Below are 14,784 nucleotides of genomic sequence, written 5' to 3'. Positions count from 1 at the left end.
GTGGCGATGAGCGATGCCGCCAACACGGGCCTCCCGTCAGATCATCCCGGGCGCCCGGCCACGCCGCAGGTCCAGACCAGCGGCTTCGCCACGCCAGCGCCGTCCTCAGGATCGCGTTTTGCGCTGTCGGTGCTGCGTCTGCTGGGCTGGAAAATCGATTATCCCGGCGGCCTGCCATCGGCCCAGGGCCTGATGATCATCGCCCCGCACACCTCCAACTGGGACGTGCCCATGGGCGTGCTCTACAAATGGGGCCTGGGGCTGCCGCTGAACTTCTGGGCCAAGCACAGCCTGTTCGGGCTGCCCCTGATCGGCCCGCTGCTGCGCGCGGTGGGCGGCCTGCCGGTCAACCGCCAAAATCCGGCCGGGCTGGTCGAGCAGATGGCCGATTCGCTGCGCACCGCGAAGGCTGAAAACCGCTTCCAGTGGCTGGTCATTACCCCCGAAGGCACGCGCAAAGCCACCGCGCAGTGGCGCAGCGGCTTTTACCGCCTGGCGCTGGCCAGCGGGGTGCCGGTGGTGCTGGCCTACATCGATTACGCCCACCGCGAGATCGGTTTCGACCGCGCCGTCATTTTCTCGGGCGATCTGGAGGCCGACATCGCCGTCGTCGCCGAAGCCTATGCGCGCCGCGAGGGCCTGAACCGCAGCGGCAAGTCGCCAGTGCGCTGGCGCGCCTGACCGGAAATCCACCATGACAGCTTCTACGCCAACACCATCGTCCGCCGCCATCGACACCGCGCCCGCCGACGCCTTTCCCCGCGTGGGCACCTGGCTGCAGGGCCTGCAGGACCGCATCACCACCGCCGTGTCGGCGCTGGACGGTCAGCCCTTCAAAGCCGACGCCTGGGAGAAGTCCCCGCAGGATCGCCTGCAGGGCCACGGCCGCACCTGCATCCTGGAAGAGGGCGGCGTGTTCGAGCGTGCCGGGGTCGCGTACTCGCAGGTGCGCGGGCCGCACCTGCCGCCGTCGGCCACCGAGCACCGCCCGCAGCTGGCCGGGGCGCCTTTCGAGGCCATGGGCGTTTCGCTGGTTTTCCACCCGCGCAACCCCTACGTGCCCACCGTGCACATGAACGTGCGCATGATCGCCGCCACGCCCAAGACCGGTGCGCCCGTCGCCTGGTTTGGCGGCGGCATGGATCTCACGCCCTACTACCCGTGGGAGGAGGACGCGCGCCACTTCCACACCGTCTGCCGCGACGCGCTGGCGCCCTTCGGCGCCGGACTGTATCCGCGCTTCAAGGCCTGGTGCGACCAGTATTTCTACCTGCCGCACCGGGGCGAAGCGCGCGGCATCGGCGGCATCTTTTTCGATGACTTCAGCGAGCTGGGTTTCGAAGGCAGCCTGGCTCTGATGCGCAGCGTGGGCGACGCCTTTCTGGACGCCTATCTGCCCATCGTGCAGCGCCGGCGCGATCACCCGTACGCCGAGCGCGAGCGCGATTTCCAGGCCATCCGCCGGGGCCGCTACGCCGAGTTCAACCTGGTCTGGGACCGCGGCACGCACTTTGGCCTGCAGTCGGGCGGCCGCACCGAATCCATCCTGATGTCCATGCCGCCCCGCGCCGCCTGGCGCTACAGCTGGCAGCCCGAAGACGGCAGCCCCGAAGCCGCTTTGACGCGCGATTTTTTGCCGGTGCGGGATTGGGTGTGAGCGCCGTGACTACAAGCAACAAACGGTCAGCCAGCAGCACGGCAGATTCCGCGACATCGGCTGATTCGGACCCTGCGGCGCATTTCAGCGGGCAGGCCGATGTCATCTGTTTGTCCAGCATGGCTGATCAGCATTGCTTTGCACAGGCACTTTTGGCTTCAGCGCAGCCCAGTCCTGCTCTGGAACGGGCGTTCAGGCGCCGCAATGCACTTTTGCGCACTGAATAATCCAGTTGCCTTTGCCATATTGGCTCTCCTTTAAAACCCCTCCGGCGCCAGCGCCAGCACACTGTCGTGGCCGACTAGCACGCTGTGGGCCAGCGTGGTGCACTGCGGTAGGATGTGGTCGGCGTAGAAGCGGGCGGTGATCCATTTGGCCGACAGCTCCTGCGCGTCGGCATCGCCAGCGGCTTCGGCGACGAGCGCGCTGCGCAGCAGCAGCCAGCCTGACAGCGCCTGTCCGGCCAGCAGCAGATAAGGCACGCTGCCCGCGTAGGCGGCGTTGGGGTTGCCCGCCTGCTCGACCATGAAGCGTGCCGCTCCGGTCAGCGCGTCGCGCGCCAGGCGCAGGGCGTCGGCGGCGCCGGACTGGCTGGCGTGGCCGTCCAGCGCATCGGCGGTTTCGCCCATGCGCTCGCCCAGCCACAGCGCCAGGGCGGCGCCGTCGCGCTGGGTCTTGCGCGAGACCAGGTCGTTGGCCTGGATGGCCGTCGTGCCTTCGTAGATCGACAGGATCTTGGCGTCGCGGATGTACTGCGCCAGGCCCGTTTCCTCGATGAAGCCCATGCCGCCGCAGACCTGCACGGCCAGCGAGGCCACGGTCTGGCTCATCTCGGTGCTGTAGCCCTTGACCAGCGGCACCAGGAACTCGTAAATAGCCTGATTGAGCGTGCGCTGTTCAGCATCCGGATGATGGTGCGCCGCGTCGTGGTGCGAGGCTGCGGCCAGCGCCAGCGCGCGGGCGCCCTGCGTGTGGGCGCGGCAGGTCATCAGCATGCGGCGCACGTCGGGGTGGTGGATGATGGTCACGGGCTGGACGCTGCTGCCGTCCACCGGGCGCGACTGGACGCGGTCGCGGGCGTAGGCCACGGCGGCCTGGCTGGCGCGCTCGGCCAGCGCCATGCCCTGGACGCCCACGCCAAAGCGCGCGGCGTTCATCATGATGAACATGTACTGCAGGCCCCGGTTGGGCTCGCCGACCAGGTGGCCGACGGCACCGCCGTGGTCGCCAAACTGCAGCACGGCGGTCGGGCTGGCCTTGATGCCCAGCTTGTGCTCCAGGCCCACGCACCACACGTCATTGCGCTCGCCCAGCGCGCCGTCGTCGCTGACCAGGAACTTGGGCACGACAAAGAGCGAGATCCCCTTCACGCCCTCGGGCGCGCCGGGCAGGCGGGCCAGCACCAGGTGGACGATGTTGGCGGCCAGGTCGTGTTCGCCCCAGGTGATGTAGATTTTGGTGCCGAAGACGCGGTAAGTGCCGTCGGGCTGCGGTTCGGCGCGGGTGCGGATCTGGGCCAGATCGGACCCGGCCTGGGGCTCGGTCAGGTTCATGGTGCCGGTCCACTCGCCGCTGATCAGGCGCGGGATGTAGCGCTGCTGCAGCTCGGGGCTGCCAGCGGTCAGCAGAGCCTCGATGGCGCCGTCGGTCAGCAGCGGGCACAGCGCGAAGCTGAGGTTGGCGCTGTTGTTGATCTCGATGCAGCCGGTCGCGATGCTTTTGGGCAGCGCCTGGCCGCCCACGCTCTCGGGGTGCGACAGGCCCTGCCAGCCGCCTTCAGCGTACTGGCGGAAGGCCTCTTTGAAGCCCGGTGTGCTGGTGACCGCGCCGCCAGACAGCGTCGCGGGCTGTCGGTCGCCGATGGCGTTGAGCGGCGCCAGCACGTCCTCGTTGAGCCGGGCGCATTCCTCGAGCACCGCCTGGGCGGTGTCGATATCCGCTTCCGCCAGACCGGGCCAGGCGGCCATGTCGGGCAGCCCGGCGGTGTAGCGCAGGTTGAAGATCAGGTCAGCGACAGGAGCACGGTAGGCGGTCATACGGAGATCCTTCTTCGGTTGGAGGCGCTGCCGGGGATGCGGCGGCCAGGGCCATCAGCATAGCGCGGGCTTCAGGCCTCACCGGGCGACGCCCGATGCGGTTCAGGCGCTAGTGCGGCCTTCCTGCACAGCGTGGCAGGCCACGTGCGCGCCATTGCTGGGCATCAGCACCGGGCGCTCGGTTTTGCAGCGCGCGTTGGCCAGCGGGCAGCGCGGGTGGAACGCGCAGCCGCTGGGCGGATTCAGCGGGCTGGGCAGTTCGCCCTCGATGGCGATGCGCACGCGCCGCTCGGTGGCGTTGACGCTGGGCGTGGCCGACAGCAGCGCGCGCGTATAGGGGTGCTGCGGCTGGCCGTATAGCACGTCGCGCGGGCCGGTTTCCACCGTCTGGCCCAGATACATCACCATCACGTCGTGAGCCACGTGGCGCACCACCGACAGGTTGTGCGAGATGAACACATAGGCCGTGCCCAGCTCTTTTTGCAGGTCCATGAACAGGTTGAGCACTTGCGCCTGGATCGACACGTCCAGCGCCGACGTGGGCTCGTCGGCGATCAGCACCGGCGGCTTGAGCATCATGGCGCGTGCAATCGCGATGCGCTGGCGCTGTCCGCCCGAGAACATGTGTGGATAGCGCTGGTCGTGCTCGGGGCGCAGGCCGACGACGCGCATCATTTCGCGCACGCGCTCGCGGCGCTCGGGGGCGCTGAGCGGGGTGTTGATGACCAGCGGTTCGGCCAGCTGCTCGGCGATTTTCAGGCGCGGGTTGAGCGAGCCGTAGGGGTTCTGGAAAACGATCTGCACCTGCGTGCGCAGGCGTTTTTTCTCGGCGTCGCTGGCGCTGGACAGCGTCACGCCCGCCAGCTCCATATCGCCGCTGGTGGGCGGCTCGATCAGGGTGAGCTGGCGCGCCAGGGTGGATTTCCCGCAGCCCGATTCACCGACCACGGCCAGGGTGCGGCCGCGCTTCAGCTCGAACGAGACGCCATTGAGCGCGCGCACCGTCGTGGCCGGGCGCAGCAGGCCGCCTTTGGCGCTGTAGTGGCGGCAGAGATCGCGCACGCGCAGCACCACATCGGTGCCTGCTGCGGACGCAGGGGTGGACGCCGTGCTCATGGCCGGTCTCCCGCAAAAAGAGGATCAAAACAGCGCACCTGGTGGACGGCCTGGCCGGGCAGGGCCTCCAGCGCCGGAATCTGGCTCAGGCAGCGCTCGCCCACGCGCGGGCAGCGCGGCGCCAGCAGGCAGCCGTTCGGGCGGTCGTACAGGCCAGGCACGATGCCGGGCAGCGTGTGCAGGCGCTCGCCCAGGCTGCGCTCGGGCAGCGACTGCAGCAGCGCGTGCGTGTAAGGGTGCGCGGGCTCGGTGAAAATGTCCGGCACGGGCGCCACTTCGGCGATCTGTCCGGCGTACATCACGGCCACGCGCTGGGCCACTTCGCTGACCACGGCCAGATCGTGCGTGATCATGATCATGGCCATGCCGCGCTCGGTCTGCAGGCGCTGCAGCAGCGCCATGATCTGCGCCTGGATGGTGACATCCAGCGCGGTGGTTGGTTCGTCGGCGATCAGCAGGCGCGGGTTGCAGGCCACGGCCATGGCGATCATCACACGCTGGCTCATGCCGCCCGACAGCTGGTGCGGGTAGGTCGACAGGCGGCTTTCGGGCGCGGGAATCTCGACCAGCTCCAGCAGCTCCAGCGCCCGGCGCTTGAGCGCGGCGCCCGACAGGCGCTCGTGCACGCGCAGCGATTCCATGATCTGGAAACCGACGGTGTAGCTGGGGTTCAGCGCCGTCATCGGGTCCTGGAAGATCATCGCCATGTCCTTGCCGATGATGCGGCGGCGCTGGCGCGCGGGCATCGTCAGCAGGGGCTGGCCGTCGAACAGCAGCTCGTCGGCGGTGATGTGAGCCGATTCGTCCAGCAGGCCCATCACGGCCATCATGGTCACTGATTTGCCTGAGCCCGATTCGCCGACGATGCCCAGCAGCTCGCCGGCCTCAAGGTCCAGCGAGACGCCGTCCACGGCGCGGAAGGGGTTTTTGCGGCTGCCAAAAGAGACGCACAGGTTGCGGATGCGCAGCAGACTCATGGGGTACTCTCCTTCAGCCGATGCGCTGCAGTTTGGGGTCCAGCGCGTCGCGCAGGGCGTCGCCCATCAGGTTGATGGACAGCACCGACAGCAGGATGGCCAGGCCGGGGAAGGTGATGACCCACCAGGCGCTTTCGATGTAGTCGCGCGCGGCGGCCAGCATGGTGCCCCATTCGGGCGTGGGCGGCTGCACGCCCAGACCCAGAAAGCCCAGCGCGGCGATGTCCAGAATGGCGGACGAGAAGCTCATGGTGGCGTGCACGATCAGCGGCGCCATGCAGTTGGGCAGCACGGTGACGAACATCAGCCGCGCCAGGCCCGCGCCCGCCACCCGCGACGAGGTGACGTAATCGCGGCCCAGCTCGGCCAGCGCCGAAGCGCGCGTCAGGCGCACATAGCCCGGCAGCGCGACGATGGCAATCGCCAGAATGGCGTTGATCAGGCCCGGGCCCAGGATGGCCATGATGGCCACGGCCAGCAGCAGGCTGGGCAGGGCCATCATCAGATCCATCAGGCGCATGATGGCCGAGCCCAGCGCGCGCGGGTAAAACGCGGCCAGCAGGCCCAGCACGATGCCCGGGATCAGGGCGACCAGCACCGAGGCCGCGCCCACCACCAGCGACAGGCGCGCGCCGTAAATCAGGCGCGACAGCACGTCGCGGCCGGTTTCGTCCGTGCCCAGCAGGAATTGCAGGCTGCCGCCCTCCTGCCAGAAAGGGCGCTGCAGCAGGTGATCGCGGTACTGCGCCAGCGGGTCGTGCGGCGCCACCCAGGGCGCGAACAGAGCGGCCAGCAGCACCAGGACCATGAAGGCCAGACCGACCAGCGCACCCCGGTTGTGCGCGAAGGCGCGGGCGAAGGCGACGAGTGGGTGCGGCGGTTCGGGCGCGGCCTGTGGCGTTGCCGCTGAGGCCGGACGGGTCAGGGCGGAGGGTGCGGTTGTCATGTCAGCCTTCCTCAGTTCTGATGGCGGATGCGCGGGTTGACCACGCCATACAGCACATCCACGATGAAATTGGTGGCGATGACCAGCAGCGCGATCAGCAGGATGCCGTTCTGCACCACGGGATAATCGCGGCGGCCGATGGCGTCGATCAGCCATTTGCCCACGCCGGGCCAGGAGAAAATCGTCTCGGTCAGCACCGCGCCGCCCAGCAGCGTGCCCACCTGCAGGCCGATCACGGTCAGCACCGGGATCAGGGCGTTGCGCAGGGCGTGAACGGCGATCACGCGCAGCGGCGACAGCCCTTTGGCGCGGGCGGTGCGCACGTAATCTTCGCGCAGCACTTCGAGCATGCTGGAGCGCGTCATCCGCGCGATCACCGCCAGCGGGATGGTTGCCAGCACCACGCTGGGCAGGATCAGGTGGCGCAGCGCGTCAATAAAGGCCCCGGCGTTGATCTCGGGGTCGGCGATTTCGGCGCGCCAGGCGTCGATCAGCATGAACCCGGTGGTGGGCGGCACGTCAAAAGCGGTGCTTAGGCGGCCCGACACGGGCGTCCAGCCCAGCGTCACCGAAAACAGCATGATCAGCAGCAGGCCCCACCAGAAAATCGGCATGGAATAGCCCGTCAGCGACACGCCCATCACGCCGTGATCCAGCAGCGAGCCGCGCTTCACCGCAGCCAGCACGCCCGCAATCAGGCCCAGCACCGTGGCGATGACCATGGCCGACAGCGCGAGTTCCAGCGTGGCGGGGAAGAGGGTTTTGAACTCGCTCCAGACGCTGGACTGGCTGACCAGCGACTGCCCCAGATTGCCGTGCGCGAGCTGCACCAGATAGTCGGCGTACTGCTTCCACAGCGGCTGGTCCAGCCCAAGACGGTGCAGCATGGCCGCGTGGAGTTCGGGGCTGAGCGAGCGCTCGCCCATCATCACCTCGACCGGGTCGCCCGGAATCAGGCGGATCAGCGAGAAAGTCAGCAGAGTCAGCCCAAGAATGCTGGGCACGATCAGCGCCAGGCGCCGCGCAATGAAGGACCACATGGGCGAGCCTCAATGACTGAAACACCCGAAGACCGAAATCCCGGGTGCGAAAAAACAGGACAGCACAAAAAGCGCCGCCCGCAGACCCGGCCAGCAGGCCGGAGCGGGGCGGCGGCTCATGGCGCTCAGTTCACGGAAACCGATTTGAAGCTGTAATCACCAAACGGGCTGATCTTGAAGCCGTTGACTTCCTTGCGCATGGGCTGGTTGGTCACAGAGTGGGCGATCGTCGTCCAGGGCAGATCCTTCTTGAAGATTTCCTGCGCCTGGCTGTACAGCTTGGCGCGCTCGGCCTGATCGTTGATCGTGCGGGCCTTCAGCACCAGCGCGTCAAAGTCTTTGTTGCAGTAGCGCGCGTAGTTGGAGCCGCCCACGGCCTCGCAGGTCAGCAGCACGCCCAGGAAGTTGTCCGGGCTCGCGTAGTCGCCAGTCCAGCCGACCAGGCCCGCGTCGTGCTCGCCGGCCTTCATGCGCTTGAGGTACTCGCCCCACTCGTAGGTGGTGATCTTGGCCTTGACACCGATCTTGGCCCAGTCGGCCTGGATCATCTCGGCCATCACCTTGGCGTTGGGGTTGTAGGGGCGCTGCACCGGCATGGCCCACAGCGTCAGATCAAAGCCGTTGGGCAGACCGGCCTTGGCCAGCAGCTCTTTGGCTTTCTCGGGGTTGTAAGGCGCGTTTTTCAGGCCCTTGTTGTAGCCGAACAGCGAGGGCGGGATGGCGTTGGTGGCGGCTTCGCCCTGGCCCTGGTAGACGGCCTTGATGATGGCGTCACGGTTGATGGCCATGTCCAGCGCTTCGCGCACTTCGCGCTTGTTCAGGTTGGGTTTTTCGGTGTTGTAGCCCAGATAGCCGATGTTGAAGCCCGGCGCGGTCAGCACCTTGAGACTGGAATCGGTCTTCATGGCCGCCAGATCGCTGGGGCGGGGGTAGGACATGATCTGGCACTCGTTGGCGCGCATTTTCTGGTAACGCACCGACGGGTCGGTGGTGATGGCGAACACCAGGTTCTGCACCTTGGGCAGGCCTTTTTCCCAGTAGCTGGGATTGGCTTTGTAGCGGATCTGGGCGTCTTTCTGGTAGCGCACCAGCTGGAAGGGGCCGGTGCCCACGGGCTGCTGGTTGATCTGGCTGGCCTTGCCTTCTTTCACCAGCTGGTCGGCATACTCGGCCGACTGGATACTGGCAAAGGGCATGGCGACCTTGATGACGAAATCGGCATCGGGCTGCTTCAGCGTGAAGACCACGGTGCTGTCGTCGGTCTTTTTGATGCTGGTGATGTTGGCGTCCAGGCCGGTGTCCGAGGCGTAGGGGTACTGCGCCGGGTAGGCCTTGTTGAAGGCGTTGTCCTTGTTGACCATGCGGTCGAAGGTGAAGACGACGTCGTCGGCGTTGAAATCGCGGCTGGGCTTGAACCAGTCGGTGGTGTGGAACTTCACGCCCTTGCGCAGATGGAAGGTGACGGTTTTTCCGTCGGCGGAAATGTCCCACTTCTCGGCCAGGCCAGGAACGGCCTTGGTGCTGCCGTTTTCGAACTCGACCAGGCGGTTGAACAGGGCGTGGCCCGAGGCGTCGAAGGTGTCACCGCCGGTGTACTGCGCGTTGTCAAAGCCTTCCGGGCTGGCGGGCGAGCAGTAGACCAGCGTGCCTTTGGCCTGCGCCATGGCCGGGCAGGTGGCCATCAGGCTCAGGGCGGTCAGCGCGGCACCGGCGCTCAGACGGAACAGGGTGTTTTTGGCAGTCATGACTGTCCTTAAAAGGAAAAAAAATGATGAAGCAGGGCGACAAATAAAAGCCCCACTTGAGGTGAGGACGAGCATAACCAGAAAAAACGGCTGAATCGAGACAGCAAACTGCTGACCAAGGGTAAGCCCCAGGGCCACGTGCGTCGGATAGCGTCAGGTGGCGACGGGGAACTGGCGGGCGGGTTTGTCGGCCCGGTTGTACAGGCCCTGGACTTTGGGGATGGCGCCTTCCAGGCTGCGAATGCGGTCCGGGCCCGAGGGGTGCGTGGACAGGAAAGGCACGCCGCCGCCGCTGCCAGCCGCGATCATTTTCTGCCACAGCTGCACAGCGGCCTGCGGCGCGTAACCCGAGCGGCTGGAGACTTCCAGCCCGACCAGATCGGCGTCGCGCTCGTCGTCGCGGCTGAAGCGCAGCGACAGCAGCTGCCCGCCCAGACCCAGCAGTGTGTTGCCCGCCTGGCCCAGGCCCAGCACCTGGCTGAGCAGGTTGATGCCCGCGTTGGTGGCGGCCTGCTTGCCCATCTGCTCGCGCGAATGCTCGCGCAGCGCGTGCGCCATTTCGTGGCCCATGATGGTCGCGACTTCGGCGTCGCTCAGGCGCAGCTTGCTCAGGATGCCGTGGAAGAAACAGATTTTGCCGCCCGGCATGCAAAAGGCGTTCAGCTCTGGCGAGCCAACCAGGATCACCTCCCAGCGCCACTGGCTGGCGCGCGGGTTCCACTGCGTGCCCTGCGGGATCAGGCGCTGCGCGATGTAGCGCAGGCGCTGCATCTGCGGGTGGCTGGCCGGGGCCAGCGCGTTTTGTGCAGCGGCGTCGCGCTTGAGCTTTTCAAACTCCTGCGCGGCGGCGGCTTCGACCTCTTCGGCGGGCACGAGGCCGGTGAAAGCCGAATTGCCGCCCACGCCCACCCCGCCCGCATCCTGCGGCTGGTCCTGACCCTGCGCCTTCGCCACCTGCGGCGCGGCGCAGCCGCCCAGCAGGGCGTAGACGGGCGCTCCGGCCAGCGCGGCGCTCAGGCGGCGGCGCTGGCTGCGCTGGGCGTCACAGCAGCCCTGGCGGCGGCGCTGCACCGATTCGGGCAGGGCAATCTCGGCCTGTTCGTTGAAAGAACCGGTTTCAGGGGAAGAGCGGCGCATGGGAGGTCTCCTGCCAGAAAAAGGGAAAAGGGTGAGAAATCAGGACGTGGATTCCGGCACCGGCATATCGGTTCCCGGGCCGTCGCTTTCACCGCCGTCGTCCGGGGCGCTGTCCTCGGGCCCGGCGTCTTCAGCGCTGCCGGGTTCGGCGCTGGGTTCATCCGGGGCTGCCTGGCCATCAGGCGCTTTCTGCCGCGGATCCGGGCGGCCTTCGGGCTGCGCCGGTCGGGCCCGCACCGTCAGGGTCAGCTCGATCGATTGGCCTTCGCGCAGCAGCGTCACACTCACGCTGGTGCCGGGCTTGATGCGGGCCACCGTGTCCAGCAGCGAGGTGGTGTCGGTCACGGCCTGATCGCCCAGGCGCTGCAGGAAATCGCCCGGCTGGATGCCCGCCTGCTCGGCCGGGCTGCCGCGCATCACGCCCCCGATCAGCACGCCCTTTTTCCAGGGCAGATTCAGGCTTTTGGCCATCACTTCGCTGGGATCCACGGGCTCGACGCCCATCCAGCCGCGTGTGACCTTGCCGGTCTTGACGATGCTGTCCAGCACCTGGCGCGCCGTATCGGCCGAAATCGCAAAGCCTATCCCCAGGCTGCCGCCCGACTGCGAATAGATCGCGGTGTTGATGCCCACCAGCTGCCCCTGGCCATCGACCAGCGCACCGCCCGAGTTGCCGGGGTTGATGGCCGCATCCGTCTGGATGAAGTTCTCGAAGGTGGACAGCCCCAGGTGATTGCGCCCCAGCGCGCTGACGATGCCCGACGTGACCGTCAGCCCCACACCGAAGGGGTTGCCGATGGCCAGCACCGTGTCACCCACGGCCAGCTCGCTCGGGCGGCCCCACTGGATGGTGGGAAGCTTGTCCAGATCAATGCGCAGCACGGCCAGATCGGTGTCGGGGTCGGTGCCGACGATGCGCGCGCGGGCGCGGCGGCCATCGGCCAGCTGGACCTGGATGTCGTTGGTGTTCTCGACGACGTGGTTGTTGGTCAGGATGACGCCGCTGCTGTCCACGATGACACCCGAGCCCAGGCCCGATTCGGCGCTGTCACCGCCATCGTTGAAAAAGCGCTGCCACTCGTCGCTGGCTGCGGCCGATTTCTCGTCGATCTGGCTGGCGGTGATGGACACCACGGCCGGGCTGGCCACGCGCGCCGACAGCGCCAGGCTGTCCGGCGCGGCGCCCGCCGGGGTGCGGACCTGCGCCTGCGGGGCCACCGAGCGCTCCAGCCAATACGGCTTGAAGGTCGCGATGACAAAGACCAGTGCCAGCAAAAGCGTGACAAACTGGGAGAATAAAAGCCAGTGTTTGCGCATGAATGAGCCTGAAATGAGCCTGATCCTCCCCACCGTCCGTCACGCCCCCGCTGCCGGGGCCGCCACCGTCAACCGCCAGGAGCTGCAGGCCAGTCTGGACGCCCTGCTGAGCCCCCATCTGTACAGGGATTATGGCCCGAATGGTCTGCAGGTCGAGGGACGCGGGACGATCGGCCACATCGTCACCGGCGTGACGGCCAGCCTGGCGATGGTTGAAGCGGCCCTTGCGGCGGGCGCGGATGCGCTGATCGTCCACCACGGCCTGTTCTGGCGCGGGCAGGACGGCCGCGTCACCGGCTGGATGAAAGCCCGCCTGGCGGCGCTGCTGGGGGCGGATCTCAACCTCTTCGCCTACCACCTGCCGCTAGACGCCCACCCGCTGCTGGGCAACAACGCGCGCCTGGGTCTGCGCCTGGGTCTGTGGACGCCGCACACCGCGCCGCAGGATCAGGGCCGCTTTGGCGAGAACGATCTGGGCTGGTGGAGCCAGCCGGAATCGCCCCTGACCCTGGACGATCTGGCCCGCCGCTGCGACACCCGCCTGGATCACCCCGGCCGCCGCGCCATCGCCGTCGTGCCGGGCGACGGGCGCCCGCTGCGCCGCATCGCCTGGTGCACAGGCGGCGCCCAGGGCTTTTTCGAAGCCGCCATCGCCGCCGGAGCCGACGCTTACATCACCGGAGAAATCTCCGAGCCCCAGGCGCACTACGCCCGCGAAACCGGCGTGGCCTACCTCGCCGCCGGCCACCACGCCACCGAACGCGACGGCGTCCAGGCCCTGGGCGACCATATCGCGCAGCAGCTGGGGCTGCGGCATACCTTCATTGATGTGCCGAATCCGGCGTGAAGGCCCTGGCAGGAGCAAAGATGAAACCAACTTTGGGCCGACTTGAGCGCATCCCCCTGCGCCGCGCCTGGGCGCACGAGGCCGGGGAATTCACCCCCTGGCTGGCGCAGACCGGCAATCTGGCACTGCTGGCCGAAGCCCTGGCCCTGGACGAGCTGGAGCTGGTCGGGACCGAGCACCCGGTGAGTGATTTCAAGGTCGATATCCTGGCCTCGGACAGTGCGGGTCAGGTCATTATTGAAAACCAGCTGGAGAAAACCAACCACTCGCACCTGGGTCAGGTCCTGACCTACGCGGCGGGGGTGGGGGCCCGCAAGGTCATCTGGGTGGCTGAATCCTTCCGCACCGAGCATGTGGCCGCGCTGGAGTTCCTCAACCAGCACACCACGGATGAGCTGGATTTTTTCGCGGTCGAAATCGAGCTCTGGCGCATTGGCGAATCGCCCATGGCGCCCAGCTTCAATGTGGTCGTGCGGCCCAATGACTGGGCCAAGACGGGCCAGCAGAATGCCCGGGTGGCGGTCAACATGACACCCACCAAACAGCGTCAGCTCCAGTTCTGGACCGACTGGACGGCGTGGCTGCAGGCCAAATCGTCGGGCCTGCGCACGCAAAAACCCCTGCCGCAGCACTGGACCAACATCGCGCTGGGCCGGTCGGGCATTCACCTGGTGGCCACGCTGCACACCCGAGAAAACCGGGTCGGCATGGAGGTTTACATCGATCACAGCAACTCCAAACAGATGTTTGCCCAGTTGCTGGCACAACGCGAGGCGATTGAATCCGAACTTGGCGTGACCCTGGACTGGCTGGAGTTGCCGGATGGTCACGCCTGCCGCATCCGTCAGATTCGCCCTGATTCGCCGCTGGATGCTTCCGAGCGCTGGCCCACCTACTTCGCTTGGCTGGAAGACGCAGGGTTGCGCATGACGACAGTGTTTCGCCCCCGAGTGAAGGCCCTGGCATGACCGCCCCCCTCATCGCCATCACCCAGGGCGACGCCTGCGGCATCGGCCCCGAAACCATCCTGCAGGCGTGGGCGCGGGGCGCGGTGCCGCGTGGCGTGGTGCTGGGCCACCGTGCCGTGATGCAGCGGGCGCTGGACGCGCTGTGCGGGGCCCACCCCGGCGACGCCGCCCTGGCGGCGCTGCGCCTGCTGGACTGGACACCCGGCGAAGGCGCTGCCGCGCTGGAAGGGCTGGCGCCGCATCAGGTGCCTGTCTGGACGGTGCCCGGCCCGTGGCCGCACCCGGATGCGCTGCTGGCGGCCTGCCCCTGGGGGCAGATCAGCGCCGCGGCGGGCGATCTGGCGCACCGCGCGATTGCGGCCGGGGTCCAGCTTTGCCTGGACGGCACGGCGCAGGCGCTGGTCACCGCGCCCATCCACAAGGAGGCGCTGGCCCGCGCCGGGGTGAACTTCCCCGGTCACACCGAGATGCTGGCGCGCTACGCCCAGCCGGACAGCCACCTGCCGCCGCTGCCGGTGCGCATGATGCTGGCCAACGAGGCGCTGCGCACGGTGCTGGTCACTGTCCACGTTGCGCTGCGCGAGGCCATCGCCCTGGTCACCGAAGAGGCCGTGCTTGACGCCATCCTGCAGGCGCACCGCAGCGCGCCGCTGTGGGGGCAGGCGCGTCCGCGCATCGCCGTCGCGGGCCTGAACCCGCACGCGGGCGAGGGCGGCCTGTTCGGCCATGAGGAAACGGACATCATCGCCCCGGCCATCGCCCGCGCCCGCGCCGCCGGGGTGGACGCCAGCGGCCCTTACGCGGGCGACACCGTCTTCATGCGCGCCCGCCACGCGCCGCCCGAGCACCCCGGCGAGTTCGACGTGGTCATCGCCATGTACCACGACCAGGGCCTGATCCCGGTCAAATATATGGGGCTGGAGCAGGGCGTCAACGTCACGCTGGGCCTGCCCTTCCTGCGCACCAGCCCCGACCACGGCACGGCCTTTGACCTGGCG

General features: G+C 67.7%; 13 protein-coding genes. 5 read left to right on the top strand and 8 right to left on the bottom strand.

What is annotated here, in order from left to right; all coding sequences use genetic code 11:
- Window positions 1–6: 6 nt before the first annotated feature.
- Complete coding sequence (locus RV045_RS13310; RefSeq protein WP_423236281.1) at window positions 7–681, top strand: 1-acyl-sn-glycerol-3-phosphate acyltransferase; 675 nt, start codon at window positions 7–9, stop codon at window positions 679–681.
- Between the two features lie 13 nt (window positions 682–694).
- Window positions 695–1,657 carry an oxygen-dependent coproporphyrinogen oxidase gene (gene hemF, locus RV045_RS13305; RefSeq protein WP_423236280.1) on the top strand — a complete coding sequence of 321 codons (963 nt, stop codon included), beginning with the start codon at window positions 695–697 and terminating at the stop codon, window positions 1,655–1,657.
- A gap of 257 nt (window positions 1,658–1,914) precedes the next feature.
- On the opposite strand, the gene RV045_RS13300 is transcribed toward hemF, so the two are convergent.
- The 8 genes from RV045_RS13300 to RV045_RS13265 all read right to left on the bottom strand — a co-directional run bounded on the left by RV045_RS13300 (window position 1,915) and on the right by RV045_RS13265 (window position 11,971).
- Window positions 1,915–3,693 (bottom strand): acyl-CoA dehydrogenase family protein, encoded by a 1,779-nt coding sequence (locus RV045_RS13300; RefSeq protein WP_423236279.1) that lies wholly within the window; start codon window positions 3,691–3,693, stop codon window positions 1,915–1,917.
- Window positions 3,694–3,795: 102 nt separating this feature from the next.
- Complete coding sequence (locus RV045_RS13295; RefSeq protein WP_423236278.1) at window positions 3,796–4,809, bottom strand: dipeptide ABC transporter ATP-binding protein; 1,014 nt, start codon at window positions 4,807–4,809, stop codon at window positions 3,796–3,798.
- On the bottom strand, window positions 4,806–5,786 hold the full coding sequence (locus RV045_RS13290) for an ABC transporter ATP-binding protein (RefSeq protein ID WP_423236277.1): 981 nt from the start codon (window positions 5,784–5,786) through the stop codon (window positions 4,806–4,808). Before RV045_RS13290 ends, RV045_RS13295 begins: the two co-directional genes overlap by 4 nt.
- A 13-nt stretch (window positions 5,787–5,799) precedes the next feature.
- Window positions 5,800–6,732, bottom strand: a complete 933-nt coding sequence (locus RV045_RS13285; protein ID WP_423236276.1) for an ABC transporter permease subunit — start codon at window positions 6,730–6,732, stop codon at window positions 5,800–5,802.
- Between the two features lie 11 nt (window positions 6,733–6,743).
- On the bottom strand, window positions 6,744–7,772 hold the full coding sequence (locus RV045_RS13280) for an ABC transporter permease subunit (protein WP_423236275.1): 1,029 nt from the start codon (window positions 7,770–7,772) through the stop codon (window positions 6,744–6,746).
- Window positions 7,773–7,897: 125 nt separating this feature from the next.
- Window positions 7,898–9,517 carry an ABC transporter substrate-binding protein gene (locus RV045_RS13275; RefSeq protein ID WP_423236274.1) on the bottom strand — a complete coding sequence of 540 codons (1,620 nt, stop codon included), beginning with the start codon at window positions 9,515–9,517 and terminating at the stop codon, window positions 7,898–7,900.
- Between the two features lie 153 nt (window positions 9,518–9,670).
- Entirely contained in the window at window positions 9,671–10,654 is a 984-nt protein-coding gene (locus RV045_RS13270; protein ID WP_423236273.1) for a M48 family metallopeptidase, read from the bottom strand.
- 39 nt (window positions 10,655–10,693) lie between these two features.
- The gene (locus RV045_RS13265; RefSeq protein WP_423236272.1) at window positions 10,694–11,971 is read right to left on the bottom strand and encodes a S1C family serine protease; all 1,278 of its coding nucleotides are present in this window, start codon (window positions 11,969–11,971) and stop codon (window positions 10,694–10,696) included.
- A gap of 13 nt (window positions 11,972–11,984) precedes the next feature.
- Here RV045_RS13265 and RV045_RS13260 point away from each other — a divergent pair, with 13 nt between their 5' ends.
- The 3 genes from RV045_RS13260 to pdxA all read left to right on the top strand — a co-directional run.
- The gene (locus tag RV045_RS13260; protein WP_423236271.1) at window positions 11,985–12,818 is read left to right on the top strand and encodes a Nif3-like dinuclear metal center hexameric protein; all 834 of its coding nucleotides are present in this window, start codon (window positions 11,985–11,987) and stop codon (window positions 12,816–12,818) included.
- A gap of 20 nt (window positions 12,819–12,838) precedes the next feature.
- Window positions 12,839–13,786, top strand: coding sequence for a DUF4268 domain-containing protein (locus tag RV045_RS13255; protein ID WP_423236270.1), 948 nt, complete (start codon window positions 12,839–12,841; stop codon window positions 13,784–13,786).
- The coding region (gene pdxA, locus RV045_RS13250) for a 4-hydroxythreonine-4-phosphate dehydrogenase PdxA (RefSeq protein ID WP_423236269.1) at window positions 13,783–14,784 on the top strand (1,002 nt) is incomplete at its 3' end. The genes RV045_RS13255 and pdxA, both read left to right, overlap by 4 nt.

Origin of the sequence: Amphibiibacter pelophylacis, assembly GCF_037688875.1 — a bacterium.
In the GTDB taxonomy this organism is placed as follows: domain Bacteria; phylum Pseudomonadota; class Gammaproteobacteria; order Burkholderiales; family Burkholderiaceae_C; genus Amphibiibacter; species Amphibiibacter pelophylacis.
Note: the sequence above shows the minus strand (reverse complement) of the source record. Positions and strands in the feature narration are given on the sequence as shown.

What these genes read in the sequence shown, in the direction of transcription:
- RV045_RS13260 (WP_423236271.1), top strand. Translation starts at nt 11,985, where the DNA reads ATGAGCCTGATCCTCCCCACCGTCCGTCACGCCCCCGCTGCCGGGGCC.
- hemF (WP_423236280.1), top strand. Translation starts at nt 695, where the DNA reads ATGACAGCTTCTACGCCAACACCATCGTCCGCCGCCATCGACACCGCG.
- RV045_RS13255 (WP_423236270.1), top strand. Translation starts at nt 12,839, where the DNA reads ATGAAACCAACTTTGGGCCGACTTGAGCGCATCCCCCTGCGCCGCGCC.
- RV045_RS13290 (WP_423236277.1), bottom strand. Translation starts at nt 5,786, where the DNA reads ATGAGTCTGCTGCGCATCCGCAACCTGTGCGTCTCTTTTGGCAGCCGC.
- RV045_RS13280 (WP_423236275.1), bottom strand. Translation starts at nt 7,772, where the DNA reads ATGTGGTCCTTCATTGCGCGGCGCCTGGCGCTGATCGTGCCCAGCATT.
- RV045_RS13275 (WP_423236274.1), bottom strand. Translation starts at nt 9,517, where the DNA reads ATGACTGCCAAAAACACCCTGTTCCGTCTGAGCGCCGGTGCCGCGCTG.
- RV045_RS13300 (WP_423236279.1), bottom strand. Translation starts at nt 3,693, where the DNA reads ATGACCGCCTACCGTGCTCCTGTCGCTGACCTGATCTTCAACCTGCGC.
- RV045_RS13310 (WP_423236281.1), top strand. Translation starts at nt 7, where the DNA reads ATGAGCGATGCCGCCAACACGGGCCTCCCGTCAGATCATCCCGGGCGC.
- RV045_RS13295 (WP_423236278.1), bottom strand. Translation starts at nt 4,809, where the DNA reads ATGAGCACGGCGTCCACCCCTGCGTCCGCAGCAGGCACCGATGTGGTG.
- RV045_RS13270 (WP_423236273.1), bottom strand. Translation starts at nt 10,654, where the DNA reads ATGCGCCGCTCTTCCCCTGAAACCGGTTCTTTCAACGAACAGGCCGAG.
- RV045_RS13265 (WP_423236272.1), bottom strand. Translation starts at nt 11,971, where the DNA reads ATGCGCAAACACTGGCTTTTATTCTCCCAGTTTGTCACGCTTTTGCTG.
- RV045_RS13285 (WP_423236276.1), bottom strand. Translation starts at nt 6,732, where the DNA reads ATGACAACCGCACCCTCCGCCCTGACCCGTCCGGCCTCAGCGGCAACG.